We start from the raw sequence: 12,526 nt of genomic DNA on the forward strand, positions 1-12,526 counted from the left end.
GATCACCGAGCTGAACCAGTCGCACCGCCACGAGGACGAGGACGTGCCGCTCTGGTACGACATCATCCTGGTGATCACCCTCGCCATGTCGGGCGTTCTCAACACCGTCCTCAACGTGTTCCTCGCCCACTACGTCTTCACCCTGACCGTGTACGGCGACTACGCCACCGCTTTCCTCGAGCCCGCGCCCCTCATCGCCGTCGCGGTCATCCTGGTTCTGCTCGGACTCGGGATGTATCTGGGCCGCTACCCGCGATTCAACAGCTGGGACGTGCGCCATCCCGCCCAGTTCATGCGCAAGCTGCGCGCGCACTTCGGCGAGCACGGCAGTCTCGCCGCCTGCATCGGATTCAGCCTGACGTACGCGGTCTTCCTCGCCCTGATGTACCTCGTGACGGCGGGACCCATGATCGAGGGGCTCATCTCCCTCGAACGACTGCGCGGGATGTGACCGCCGTCCACGCAGGGATCGAACTCGGCTGAGCGGGTCGGCGAGGCACAGGATGCCTATGCGAGCGCGTCCGCGGTCTCTCGCAGGATCGACCCCGTCGACGCAGGTTCCGGCGTGAGATACAGCCCGCCCGGCGAGTTCGCGGTGAAGGCGAGGGCATCCACCCATGCGCGGTTCACGCTCGGCTGACGACTGCCGTAGTACTTGAACACGAGAGCGCTGTTCGCGTGCATCCAGACCGTGGTCCGGCCTCCACCGACGCTGACGTCCTCCCGCCAGGAGAACGGGAACGGCTCGCTGCGTCGAAGCTTCGCAGTGATCACGAGCTGCATGTGCAGCAGCGCGCGATCCTCGATCTCCACCTTCTGCGCACTCTCATAGATGAACTTGCCCATGACGATTCCTCTGGTTGTCTCTCCACTGAAACCCGTTGCCAAGAGGCGCGGCCCGGGGGACCGTCATGTGGGGATATCCCCACCCTCGCACACTTCGCGCCGCAACGGGCCCCGATCTCGCGCCGCGAGGAGACCGGGCGCCCCAGAACGAGACTTCCGCCCCGGCATGAGACACCGGAGTGCGGGTCTCATGCCAGGACGGAAGTCTCAGCGGCCGAACGGAGAGCCTCAGGCCTCCGGACGGTTGGCGCGCAGCACCTCCAGGCGCGCACGGTACTCGGTCTCGTCGACGTCGCCCCTGGCGAACCGGTCGGCGAGGATCTGCTCGGCGCTGCGGCTCTGCGCACCGCGCATCCAGGGAGCCCCTCCGCCGGGAGCCGCCTGCCAGGGCCCGCCCCAGTAGCGCCGGCGGCGCACGATGAGGGTGATGAGCAGGGCCACGATGATGAGGAACATCACCGGGCCGATGAAGAAGAACGGCCAGAACGGGGCGACGCCCCATCCGGCGTGTGCGGCGACGGCCGCGGTTGCTGCGAGCATGATGCCCTTCCTTTCATCGGCCGTGTCTCGACCGATGACTCCAGCGTCGTCCGATCGCTCGCCGGGCGAATCCGCCCCGGGGAGTGACTCCGGATGCTCCCGCGGGAGTACCCGCAGCAGCGGACGCTACCGCCAGCCGGGCGCGACGAGGCCGGTCTCGTACGCGATCACGACCAGGTGCACCCGGTCGCGGGCCCGCAACTTGGACAGGATGCGGGAGACGTGCGTCTTCGCGGTGAGCGGACTGAGGAAGAGCTCGACGGCGATCTCGTCGTTGCTGAGCCCGAGGCCCACCAGCCGCAGCACCTCGCGCTCGCGCTCGGTGAGCACGTCGAGCTGCGCGGCATCCGGAGCCTCCCGCAGACCGACGGCGAGCCGGTCCAGCAGCCGCCGGGTGACCCCGGGAGAGAGCAGCGCGTCGCCCTCGGCGACCGCACGCACCGCCCGCACCAGGTCGGCGGGCTCGGTGTCCTTCACGAGGAACCCGGCGGCGCCGGCGCGCACCGCGCGGGCGACGTACTCGTCCAGCTCGAAGGTCGTCACGATCACCACGTGCACGTCCTGCAGCGCCGGGTCCTCGGCGATCTGCTCGGTGGCCCACAGGCCGTCGCCGTCGGGCATCCGGATGTCCATCAGCACCACGTCGACGGGCGTCACCCGGATGCGCTCGAGCAGCTCCCGGCCTCCGGCAGCCTCCGCGACGACCTCGATGTCGTCCTCGGCGTCCAGCAGCGCACGGAACCCGGCGCGCACGAGCAGCTGGTCGTCGGCCAGCGCGACACGGATCATGACGTCCTCCCCCAGGGCAGCTCGGCGACGACCTCGGCGCCGCCGGGGCGGTCGGAGAAGCGGATGCCACCGCCCAGCAGCTCCGCGCGCTCACGCATCCCGAGGACTCCCCCGTGGCCGGCGGCCGCCGGATCCACGCCGCCGAGCCCGGCGCCGTCGTCGCTGATCGTGACGATCAGCTGCGCATCGCGCCGCTCCAGCACGACCCGCGCATGTGCGGCATCCGCATGCCGGACGACGTTGGTGAGCGCCTCCTGCACGATCCGGTAGGCGGCGAACTGCGCGGCGCGGCCCGGTTCCTGCCCGTCGAGGCGATCGTCGAGCGCTACCTCCAGGCCGGATCCGGTGACACCCGCGATCAGTCGCGGCAGCTCGGCGAGCTCGGCCTGCGGTACCAGGGGCACCTCGCCCTCACGCAGCACGCCGAGCACTCCGCGCACCTCCTCGAGCGCGAGCTTGGACGTGTCCTTCACGTTCTGCAGCGCGGCGCGCGCCTGCTCAGGATCGCGATCGAACAGGTGCAGCCCCACGCCCGCCTGCACGTTCATCTGCGACAGGGCGTGACCCAGCACGTCGTGCAGCTCGCGGGCGATGCGCACCCGCTCCTGCTCCTCGGCGCTGCGGCGGCGGTGCTGGATCTCGGCGCGCATCGCCGCGCGCCTCGCCCCACGCGAGCGCAGCCCGGTGCCGATCGCGAAGCACACGGCGAGTCCGACCGTCGCCGCGACCACCACGCCCGGGAACCAGGTGCGGTCGATCAGCGTGCCGATCAGGATGGCGGATGCCCAGCCGACGCCGACCGAGATCGCCGCCCACACGATCGCGCCGCGGGCGACCGCGCCGATCACCGCGAACGCCAGTGCGATGTACGGCGGACCGCCGATCGGGGTGGTGAGCACGTCGAGCAGCGCGAACCCCGCCACCGCCGCGACCGTCGGGCCGGGAAACCGGCGCAGCGCCAGGAGCGCCAGCGGTCCTGCGACCGCGAGCACGATGTGCAGCACGACCGGCCAGTGCGGCACGTGCGGCGCCGTGCGCACCGTGATCCACACCGCCGCCGGCACCTGGATCAGCAGGCTCAGCACCACCGGCGCGACCAGGCGAAGGCGCCGTCCCACTCGCGCGGGAGGGCCCCAGCCCGCGCCGTCCAGGGGATCGGCGCCCTGGTCGGCGAAGCGCTGCGGATCCGGCATCCTCCGATGCTAGTTCTCGCGCCCCGCGCGCGGCATCCGCTCGTGGTCGTCCCCACTCGTACTCCCGGAGGAGTACGTCAGCGCCCCCCGTCGCGTGCCACACTGGGCGGATGACGGATGACCCGCGCCAGACGCGACGCCTGCCCGAGACGCTCGACGAGTTCCAGCAGGCCGAGGGGCATCCCGACTTCCGTGTGGACGTGGAGCGCATCCGCTTCTCGCCGTACTACTCGCGGCTTTCGGCCGTGACGCAGGTGATCTCGCAGGCCGGCGCGGGCCTCGCGGTGCACAACCGCCTGACGCACTCCATCAAGGTCGCGGCCGTCGCCCGCGCGATCGCCACCCACCTGTCCACGCGCACCGACGAGCGCGGCCGGATCGTCGGGGAGCTCGGCGGCGCCCACCCGGTCGTCGTGCAGGCGGCCTCGGCGGCGCACGACCTCGGGCATCCGCCGTTCGGGCACCTCGGCGAGCAGACACTCGACCGCCTCGCACGCACCCGGTTCGGACTGCAGGAGGGCTTCGAGGGGAACGCGCAGACCTACCGCATCCTCACCCGCCTGGACGAGCACGACCGCCCCGGCGTCGGTCTCAACCTCACCGCGGCCGTGCGCGCCGCCGTGCTGAAATACCCCTGGCGGCGCGGCGAGGGCGGCGCACGACGGGGCGGCGCGAGTAAGTTCAACTTCTACGCGATCGACGAGCAGGATGCCCGCGGAGCCCTGTCGGCGTACCCGCTGATCGAGCCGGGGCAGCAGACCGTCGAGTGCTCGATCATGGACATCTCCGACGACATCGCCTACTCGCTGCACGACCTCGACGACTTCTACCGTGCGGGTCTGCTGAACCCCGCCACGCTGTCGGCCGAGTTCCGCACCTGGCACCGCGAGCTCGCGACCCTGCGCGCCTCCGACGTCGCTGCGCTGGCCGCCGACTCCCGCATGCCTGGTTCCTCGCTGGAGCTGCTCTGGCGGCGACTCAAGGAGAAGGATGCCTGGATCGCCGACCCCGACGCCTTCAGCGAGGCGGTCGCGAAGGTCAAGACGGAGGTCATCGACGGGCTCGTCGCCGAGCCGTTCGACGGCTCCCTGGCGAGCGAGCGCACCCTCGCGAGGTTCACCAGCGGGTGGATCGCGCGTCTGCAGTCCTCGGTGGAGGTGCACCGGCATCCGCACATCCGCTGCGGCCACGTCTCCCTGAACCGGCAGGCCTGGCACGAGGTCGCGGTGCTGAAGTTCCTGCATGAGCGGTTCATCCTGGAGCGCCCCGACCTCACCGTCTACCAGCGCGGTCAGGCCAGCGTGCTGGAGCGCCTGGTCGACGGCTTCACCGCCTGGCTCGACGATCCGCGCGACGCCCGTCGCGCCCCGCGCCGGCTGATCGACCTGGTCGAGCTCTCCACCGACGACTACCGCCGGTTGCGGAAGGACGCCCCGGAGCTGGTGGAGTCGCGCACGGATGCCGATCTCGACGCGCTCGCGCGGGGCCGGGGCATCATCGACTACGTCGCGTCGCTCACGGACGCCCAGGCGATCTCGCTGGATGCGCTGCTCGCCGGCCGCACCGAACGGCTGTGGGACGCCGGGCAGGGACTGTAGCCCGGGATCGTTCCTCATCCCGGAACTTCGGCCCGGTGGGTGCGCACGCGTGCGAGAGTGGAGGACACGTCCCTGAGGAGGCCTGCATGCGCGCCGTCGTCTATCACCGTTTCAGCCAGGATCTCGACACCCTCGAAGTGCGTGATGTCCCCGAGCCGAAGCTGTCCCCGGCATCCGTGATCATCGAGGTGCGCGCCGCGGGCGTGAACCCCGTGGACTGGAAGCTCATGGCCGGCGGGCTGGACGCCCTGATGCCCACGCAGTTCCCCGTGATCCCCGGTTGGGATGTCGCCGGCGTGGTCGTGGCCGTGGGGCTCGACACTCCCGAGTTCCAGGTCGGCGACGAGGTGATGGCCTACGCGCGCACCGACACGGTCGGCGGCGGGACCTTCGCCGAGCGCGTCGACGTGCCCGTGCGCGCGGTCGCGCACAAGCCCGCGGCCCTCAGCTGGGAGCAAGCAGGAGCCCTCCCGCTCGCCGGCGGCACCGCGCTGCGTGCGGTCGACGCGCTGGGCGAGCTGCACGCGCGCACCGTGCTGATCCACGGTGGCTCCGGCGGTGTCGGCAGCTTCGCCGTGCAGATCGCGCACGCCTGCGGCGCACGGGTGATCGCCACGGCATCCGAGGCCAACCACGACTACCTGCGCAGCCTCGGCGCGCACCCCGTCACCTACGGCGAGGGGCTCGCGGAGCGGGTCCTCGCCCTGAACGGCGGGCCCGTCGACGCGGTCGCCGACTTCGCCGGCGGGATGCTGGACGTCACCCTCGCGGTGCTGGCGGACGACGGCGTGCACGTGTCGATCGCCGACCCGTCCGTCACCCAGCACGGCGGCCGGAACATCTGGGTGCGCCCGGACGGCGAGCAGACGGCGCGACTCGCGGCCATGGCGGCGGAGGGCGTGCTGAAGGTGGAGATCGCGAAGACCTTCCCGCTCGAGGGAGTCGCGGATGCCTTCCGTGCCAGCCAGACGCACCACGTGCGCGGAAAGCTGGTCATCGTCCCCTGATCGCGGCGTCCGGTCCGGCTACCAGACGCCTCTGATCGCCGTCAATCCCCGCTCGTTCACAGCATCGGTGGCGCACACTGAGCAGAGTCGGGGGACCAGACGCTCAGGAGGATGCGATGTCGGACGATTTCATGCTGCACCAGGTCTCCCCCGATGACTGGATGATCATCGACATGCGCTTCCCCGCCGGCGACCCGCACCACCTCGTCGCCTGCATCATCGAGGAGGACGGTCACGTGGAGGTGCGCTGGTTCCGGCACGTCACGCTCCCCTCGCGATTCCGCAACCGCACCGATGCGCTGGAGGCTCTCGTCACCGCCGAGGAGCCCGAGCCCGAAGCAGTGCTCGCGGCGCCGACGCCCGCCTGACTCACAAAAAGCGCGCCCCGGCTCCTGGAACGCGCGCCGGACGCGGTGAACGGCCGGGCCATCATGACCCGGCCGCCGCTTCCGGTCAGAACACCTCGTCGCCGCCGGGCTCACGCACCGACCGACGCGAGACGTTGCCTCCGTCGACGGTTCCGTCCGTGCGCGTGACGACGTCCGTGCGCCGGCGACGTGCCATCAGCACGATGCCGACGAGGAACGCGACGACACCCGCGCCCATCAGGATGTAGCCGATCATGTGGAGATCCGCCCACGGGACCTGCACGTTCAATGCGAAGGCGAGGATCGCTCCGATCACGAACAGGACGATTCCGGTTCCGATGGTCATGACGGTTCCCTTCGTTCAGGTGGCGTCGGGTCGTCGCCACTGGGACCACGGTGACCGAGCCCGCCCGCGTTCTGAAGGGGGTTGACAACCCCGCCCCCGGGTGCGGGCGGCCGATCCCTGTCCGATCAGGCCATCACGCGATCTGCGCGCGGATCGTCCTGCGGGCGAGCAGCGCGTACAGCCCCACGGAGACGATCAGCCCCACCGGGACTGACAGGTCCACCCCGCCGAGCGCGGCGCCCAGCGGGCCGACCCACACCGTGGTGGACAGGAACAGCGCGGTGGCGACGCCCCCGACGACGACGGCCACGACCCCGGCCATGCCGAAGCCGCCGCGGTACCAGAACGGGGCGCCCGGCCGCTCATCGAACAGCTCGAGGCCGTCGTAGCGGTTGCGGCGCAGCACGATGTCGGCCACGTAGACGCCCATGGTGGGCACCGAGATGACCAGCAGGAACTGCAGCATGAGGTTGACGGCGCTGATCAGGTCGGACGCCAGCACCAGCACGATCGTGAACGCGCAGCCGAGCGCGCCGATCAGGATCGCGGACGGGATGCGGCGGATCGGCACGCCGATCGACTGCAGCGCCATGCTCGCCGTGTAGGTCGTCATGCCGTTCAGCGAGATGCCGTTCGCGAGGCTCTCCGGCCCGACCGTGCCGCCCAGCACGACCCCGAAGGCGGTGATCAGCACCGCCGGGAACAGCTGTGCCCTCGATCTGCGTGCGCAGCGCCGGACGGTGGCCGCCGATCGCGTCGAGCAGCCGCTCGGCGTCGTCGCGCACCGTGCGCTCGTCGATGCCGCCGAGACGGAACAGCCGGTCGTAGGCGTCGATCGTGCCGGGCAGCGTGTCGCGCAGCTGCCGGCCCCGGTCGGCGCCGCGCTCGAACGGGTCCGCGGCGTCGACGACGATCTGCAAGCGGTGGTCGGGTCGGGGGAACGGCGAGGTCATGAGAGTTCCTCTCCGGGAAGGGCGGGCGTGCGCGGCGGCGGCGTGCGGCGTGCGCCGGTCGCCTCGAAGGCGGCGGCAAGGCGGAGCAGGGCGGTGTCGTCCCATCCTCGACCGGCGAAGGTGAGACCGACCGGCATCCCGATGTCGGCCATGGTGCCCATCGGCACGGTGACCGTCGGCACGCCCAGGTGCCGGATCGCGAGATTGCCGTTCGCGACCCAGACCCCGTTGCGCCAGCCGGCGTCGGCTGATGCCGGGTTCACGTCCATGTCGGCGGGCCCGACGTCGGCGACGGCGGGGAACACCACGGCATCGAGGCGGAGGCCGTCCATCCACTCCTCGAGGTCGATCCGCCGGGTCTCCTCGAGCCCGCGCACACCCTCCTCGAGGTGCGGGATGTCGGTGAACGCCGCGTGCGGCCTTTCGCGCACGAACCGCGGGTACTCGGCGATGTCGTCGTCGAAACCGGTGTACCTGTCGGGCAGGGCGCCCTCGGGCTGCGGGAAGATCCGTGCCCCGTCGACCACCTCGAGGCGGTCGAGCGCGGGGTCTCCGTTCGCCCGCAGGAAGTCGTCCCACGCCCAGGCGGAGAGGTCCTCGATCTCCGAGCACAGGAACCGCTCGCTGATCAGGCCGCGGGTCTTGAGCGTGGGCGCGCCCGCTCGATCGCCCTCGTAGTTCGTCACCAGCGGGAAGTCGGCCTCGACCACCTCTGCGCCCGCGGCCTGGAGGTCGCGACGGGCCCGCTCCCACAGGGCGATGACGGATGCCCTGGTCTCGATGCGGCTGCCGGTGGGGCCGCCGATCGTGGTGCCGGTCCCGGCATCCGGGTCGGCGTTGATGTACATCCGCGGCACGCCGAAACGACGCCCCGCGAGGGTGCGGTGCGCCTCGTCCGCCCCGGACGGCGCCAGCGCGACGTACGACGGCGGCCGCACCTCGGATGCCGCAGGGATCGTGACCCACGGCTGCCCGCGCCAGAAGTCACCGCGCGCATCGGCATCGTCGGCCACCACGATGTCGAGCACCTCGAACAGATCGGCGATCGTGCGGGTGTGCGGAACGACGACGTCCATCGTGGGGACCAGCGGCCAGTTGCCGCGCACCGAGATCACACCGCGCGAGGGTGTGTAGGCGCACAGCGCGTTGTTCGATGCGGGAGCGCGACCGCTGGACCAGGTCTCCTCGCCGAGGCCGAAGGCGCAGAAGCTGGCGGCCGTCGCCGTGCCCGAGCCGTTCGACGAGCCCGAGCCGAACGCGCTGGTCAGCCAGTCGGCGCTGTAGGGGCTCTCCGCGCGGCCGTACACGCCGCGCTGCATGCCGCCGTTGGCCATCGGCGGCATGTTCGTGAGACCGAGGCAGATCGCGCCTGCCGCGCGCAGCCGCTCGATCGTGAACGCGTCGCGCTGGGCGACGAGGTCGGCGAACGCCGGGGACCCGGATGCCGCGGTGAGACCCGCCACCAGATAGCTGTCCTTGGCCGTGTAGGGGATGCCGTCCAGCGGCCCGCGCGTCTCTCCGGCGGCGCGGCGGGCGTCCGACGCGGCCGCCTCGGCTCGCGCGGCGGGATTGCGCACGACGACCGCGTTCAGGGCGGTCTCGGTGCCCGGCGCGTCGAAGGCGTCGATGCGAGCGAGGTAGGCGTCGACGAGCGCGACAGCAGTGGTGCTGCCGTCCTCGAGCGCGGCGCGGAGGCCGGCGATGGATGCCTCGAGGACGTCGATCATGCGACACCCCCGTCCGACGGCAGCAGGGGCTGCTGCTGGGTGATGCAGTGGATGCCGCCGCCCCGCGCGAAGATCGGGCGAGCGTCGACGGTCACGACGCGCCGGCCCGGATACGCGTCGTCGAGGATGCTCCGCGCCCTGGCATCCGCCTCGGGCTCGCCGAACCCGCACGCGATGACGCCGCCGTTGACCACGAGATGGTTCACGTAGCTGTAGTCGACGAACTCGCCGTCGATGCGCAGCGCTGCGGGCGCGGGCAGGTCGACGATCTCGAACGAGCGGCCCGCGGCATCCGTCTGCTGGGCGAGGTGCTCGCGCAGTTCACGGGTCACGGCGTGGTCGGGATGTCCGGCATCCTGCTGGGAGTGCAGCAGCATCCGTCCGGGTGAGGGAATGGTCGCGACGATGTCGACATGCCCGTTGGTGCCGAACTCCTCGTAGTCGGCGGTGAGCCCGCGCGGCAGCCAGACGACCTTCTGCGCGCCGATCGTGCGGGCGAGCTCGGCCTCGACACGGGCCCTGTCGGCGAGCGGGTTGCGGCGGGAGTCCAGCTGCACGGTCTCGGTGGCGAGCACGGTGCCTTCGCCGTCGACGTGGATGCCGCCGCCCTCGTTCACCAGCAGGCTGGAGACGATTTCGGCGCCGACCTGGCCGGCGACGATCCGCGCGTGCTGGGCCGCCTTCTGCCATTCCGCCCAGGCCGGTGCGCCCCAGCCGTTGAAGATCCAGTCCACGGCGCCGAGCACGCCTGGTCGCTCGTCGTCGACGACGAAGGTGGGGCCGGAGTCGCGCAGCCAGAACTCGTCCACGGGGGCCTCGACGAAGTCGACGGCCGTACCGAGCATGCGGCGAGCGCGGTCGGTCTCGGTCGGGTCGACGAGAAGGGTGACGGGTTCGAACTCGGCGACGGCGAGCGCGGTGTCGGCCCACGCCCGGTAGCCGCTCTCCCGGTGCTCATCCCCCGTGCCCAGCGTGGCGCCGGCGCGAGGGAAGGCCATCCAGGTGCGCTCGTGCGGGTCGCCCTCGTGCGGCATCCGCCATCCCATGCTGTCCTCCTCGACGTATTGATCAGACGATCAATAACTGCAGACGACAGTAATGGGCCGACGGCGTCATGTCAACAGCCGAACTCATCCGCGACGCCGCGAGGCGCCGCCGGAACACCCCGCAGCACGCGCGGGGTCAGCGGGCGCTGTGCTCCTTGCGCACCGGCGGACGCAGCACCAGCACCACCACGATGGCGACGAGGATGACCGCAGTGAGGGTGACGGGCACGGGCAGCACTGCGTCGAGCAGCACCAGCACCGCGCCGAGCGGCACGACCGTGTTCACCACGCGGTCCGCGTTGTCGCGGATCGCCACGATCCAGATCCCGAGCAGGAACACCGCGATCGGCACGCTGGTCGTGAAGGAGGCGGGGACGAAGCCCAGCTCGGTGTGCCCGGTGAGCTCGTCGATCTGCACCTCCACACCGGCCGAGAAGGCCGCCGCCGCGGCGAACACGAAGTAGTGCGCGTAGCCGTAGGTGAGCGAGCTGCGCAGCGTGGAGATCGCGTGGTGGTGGGGCGGCCAGAAGTAGATCCACCACATCGCCGCGGCCGAGATCAGGGTCACCGCCGCGATCCAGATCAGCGGGCCGATGGACTCCACCTCCTCCCGCGCGCCGATGATCGCGGTGGCCGATGCCAGCAGGCTCTCGCCCAGCACGATCAGGGTGAACAGGCTGTACCGCTCAGTGATGTGGTGCGAATGCCAGGGCGTCGACCCCTGCCGCTCGGCGATGATCGGCACGGAGATCTCGGTGAGCATGAGCACGATGAACACCGGCAGCTGAATGCTGTCCGGGATGAAGAGGAAGCCCACCCACAGCACCTGCACGGCGCCGATGCCGATGGCGTAGGTGCGGGCGGTGCGACGGAGCGCAGGATTCGTGCGGGATGCCCGCAGCCACTGCACGATCATGGCCACGCGCATCACGACGTACGCGGCCACGACGATCGTGAAGTCGGGTTCGTGCGCGTCGAAGACCGGCGCGATGCCGGCCGCGAGCACGAGCACCCCGGCCATCTGCACGATCGTCACCACGCGGTACAGCCAGTCGTCGACGTCGAACGACGTCGCGAACCAGGTGAAGTTCATCCACGCCCACCAGATCGCGAAGAAGATCATCAGGTACGACGTGATCCCGGTCGCCGCATGGCCTTCGGACAGCGCGTGATGCAGCTGACTGGAGGCGGTGCTCACCGAGATCACGAAGACGAGGTCGAAGAACAGCTCGAGCGAGCTCGCGACGCGGTGCGGCTCATGCGGATCACGCGGCAGCATCCGCCCCAGTCGGAATCTGCCCCCAGTCGCGTAGTCGCTCACCGGCCCAGGATAATGCGGTCGGGCGCGCGCCGCACGCCGGGGGTCAGAGCTCGCCCGGGCGCATGGCCTCCGCATCGATGGCCTTCAGCACGCGGATGGCCGCGGTGTCGACGGGCGGCTCCTCCACGGCATCCGCCCGGCGTCTCCGCGGCGCGTAGACGACCAGCGCATGAAACAGGAACCGCGCGAAGAACGCCACTACGAGCGAGATCGCGGTGGCGACCACAGCCGAGATGTGCCAGGACTCCACCATCAGCGCCATCACGGGGATGCGCAGCGCCGCCTCGATGCCGTTGAACGACGCGGATGCCGCGAAGCGCACCCACAGCCGGGAGGCGTCCGCGCGCTCGTCGCGGAAGACGAACAGCTCCTGCAGCACGAAGTTGCCGGCGATGGTCACGACCGCGCCGATCACCGCCGCGAGCACGTAGTCCATGCCGAGGTGCGTGAGCGCCCACATGATGCCGACGTTCGCGACCGCGCCGACGCCGCCGATCATCGCGAACAGGCCCATCTTGCCGAACCGCAGCCGGGCCAGGTGCGCGAGGAACATGGCGCCCTGCCGCAGGCTCGCCTTCGAAGTGCCGTGCCGGCGCGCGCCGAACTCCATCGGCACCTCGGCGATCCGCAGCGGCCCCGCCGAGCCCCCGCGCACGAGGATCTCCAGCAGGATCTTGAAGCCCTCCGGGCGCAGCGTGCCGACGTCGAGCCGCGAGCGGTCGACGAGGAAGAAGCCCGTCATCGGATCGGTGCTGCGCCACAGCCGGCGCAGGAACATCGCCTTGGTCACGG

14 protein-coding genes are annotated in these 12,526 nt (G+C 70.9%); 4 read left to right on the top strand and 10 right to left on the bottom strand.

Features of this window, described 5'->3' with window-relative positions; all coding sequences use genetic code 11:
* A partial coding sequence (locus BGN97_RS07535) for a DUF1361 domain-containing protein (RefSeq protein ID WP_292699607.1) occupies positions 1–451 on the top strand: 451 nt, incomplete at its 5' end.
* A 56-nt stretch (positions 452–507) separates the two neighbouring features.
* On the opposite strand, the gene BGN97_RS07540 is transcribed toward BGN97_RS07535, so the two are convergent.
* The 4 genes from BGN97_RS07540 to BGN97_RS07555 all read right to left on the bottom strand — a co-directional run bounded on the left by BGN97_RS07540 (position 508) and on the right by BGN97_RS07555 (position 3,368).
* On the bottom strand, positions 508–846 hold the full coding sequence (locus tag BGN97_RS07540; RefSeq protein WP_292699610.1) for an ATP-dependent DNA ligase: 339 nt from the start codon (positions 844–846) through the stop codon (positions 508–510).
* Between the two features lie 228 nt (positions 847–1,074).
* On the bottom strand, positions 1,075–1,386 hold the full coding sequence (locus BGN97_RS07545) for a hypothetical protein (RefSeq protein WP_292699612.1): 312 nt from the start codon (positions 1,384–1,386) through the stop codon (positions 1,075–1,077).
* Between the two features lie 126 nt (positions 1,387–1,512).
* Positions 1,513–2,175, bottom strand: a complete 663-nt coding sequence (locus BGN97_RS07550) for a response regulator transcription factor (protein ID WP_292699615.1) — start codon at positions 2,173–2,175, stop codon at positions 1,513–1,515.
* Positions 2,172–3,368 (bottom strand): sensor histidine kinase, encoded by a 1,197-nt coding sequence (locus BGN97_RS07555; protein ID WP_292699618.1) that lies wholly within the window; start codon positions 3,366–3,368, stop codon positions 2,172–2,174. Before BGN97_RS07555 ends, BGN97_RS07550 begins: the two co-directional genes overlap by 4 nt.
* 110 nt (positions 3,369–3,478) lie before the next feature.
* Here BGN97_RS07555 and dgt point away from each other — a divergent pair, with 110 nt between their 5' ends.
* The 3 genes from dgt to BGN97_RS07570 all read left to right on the top strand — a co-directional run bounded on the left by dgt (position 3,479) and on the right by BGN97_RS07570 (position 6,341).
* A complete protein-coding gene (dgt, locus tag BGN97_RS07560) occupies positions 3,479–4,966 on the top strand; it encodes a dGTP triphosphohydrolase (protein WP_292699622.1) in 1,488 nt (495 codons plus the stop codon).
* An 86-nt stretch (positions 4,967–5,052) separates the two neighbouring features.
* On the top strand, positions 5,053–5,973 hold the full coding sequence (locus BGN97_RS07565) for an NADP-dependent oxidoreductase (RefSeq protein ID WP_292699625.1): 921 nt from the start codon (positions 5,053–5,055) through the stop codon (positions 5,971–5,973).
* A 116-nt stretch (positions 5,974–6,089) separates the two neighbouring features.
* Positions 6,090–6,341: a hypothetical protein gene (locus tag BGN97_RS07570; RefSeq protein WP_292699628.1), complete on the top strand. Its 252-nt coding sequence runs from the start codon at positions 6,090–6,092 to the stop codon at positions 6,339–6,341.
* Positions 6,342–6,426: 85 nt separating this feature from the next.
* Here BGN97_RS07570 and BGN97_RS07575 read toward each other — a convergent pair whose 3' ends face one another.
* The 6 genes from BGN97_RS07575 to BGN97_RS07600 all read right to left on the bottom strand — a co-directional run.
* Positions 6,427–6,687: a DUF6458 family protein gene (locus BGN97_RS07575; RefSeq protein ID WP_292699631.1), complete on the bottom strand. Its 261-nt coding sequence runs from the start codon at positions 6,685–6,687 to the stop codon at positions 6,427–6,429.
* Between the two features lie 133 nt (positions 6,688–6,820).
* Positions 6,821–7,381: a cytosine permease gene (locus BGN97_RS07580; protein ID WP_292699634.1), complete on the bottom strand. Its 561-nt coding sequence runs from the start codon at positions 7,379–7,381 to the stop codon at positions 6,821–6,823.
* A gap of 255 nt (positions 7,382–7,636) precedes the next feature.
* Positions 7,637–9,367 carry an amidase gene (locus BGN97_RS07585; protein WP_292699637.1) on the bottom strand — a complete coding sequence of 577 codons (1,731 nt, stop codon included), beginning with the start codon at positions 9,365–9,367 and terminating at the stop codon, positions 7,637–7,639.
* Positions 9,364–10,413, bottom strand: a complete 1,050-nt coding sequence (locus BGN97_RS07590; RefSeq protein ID WP_292699640.1) for an agmatine deiminase family protein — start codon at positions 10,411–10,413, stop codon at positions 9,364–9,366. Before BGN97_RS07590 ends, BGN97_RS07585 begins: the two co-directional genes overlap by 4 nt.
* A gap of 136 nt (positions 10,414–10,549) precedes the next feature.
* Positions 10,550–11,734 carry a low temperature requirement protein A gene (locus BGN97_RS07595; protein ID WP_292699643.1) on the bottom strand — a complete coding sequence of 395 codons (1,185 nt, stop codon included), beginning with the start codon at positions 11,732–11,734 and terminating at the stop codon, positions 10,550–10,552.
* A 43-nt stretch (positions 11,735–11,777) separates the two neighbouring features.
* A partial coding sequence (locus tag BGN97_RS07600; protein WP_292699646.1) for a GtrA family protein occupies positions 11,778–12,526 on the bottom strand: 749 nt, incomplete at its 5' end.

It is taken from the genome of Microbacterium sp. 69-10 (genome assembly GCF_001897945.1).
Lineage (GTDB): Bacteria > Actinomycetota > Actinomycetes > Actinomycetales > Microbacteriaceae > Microbacterium.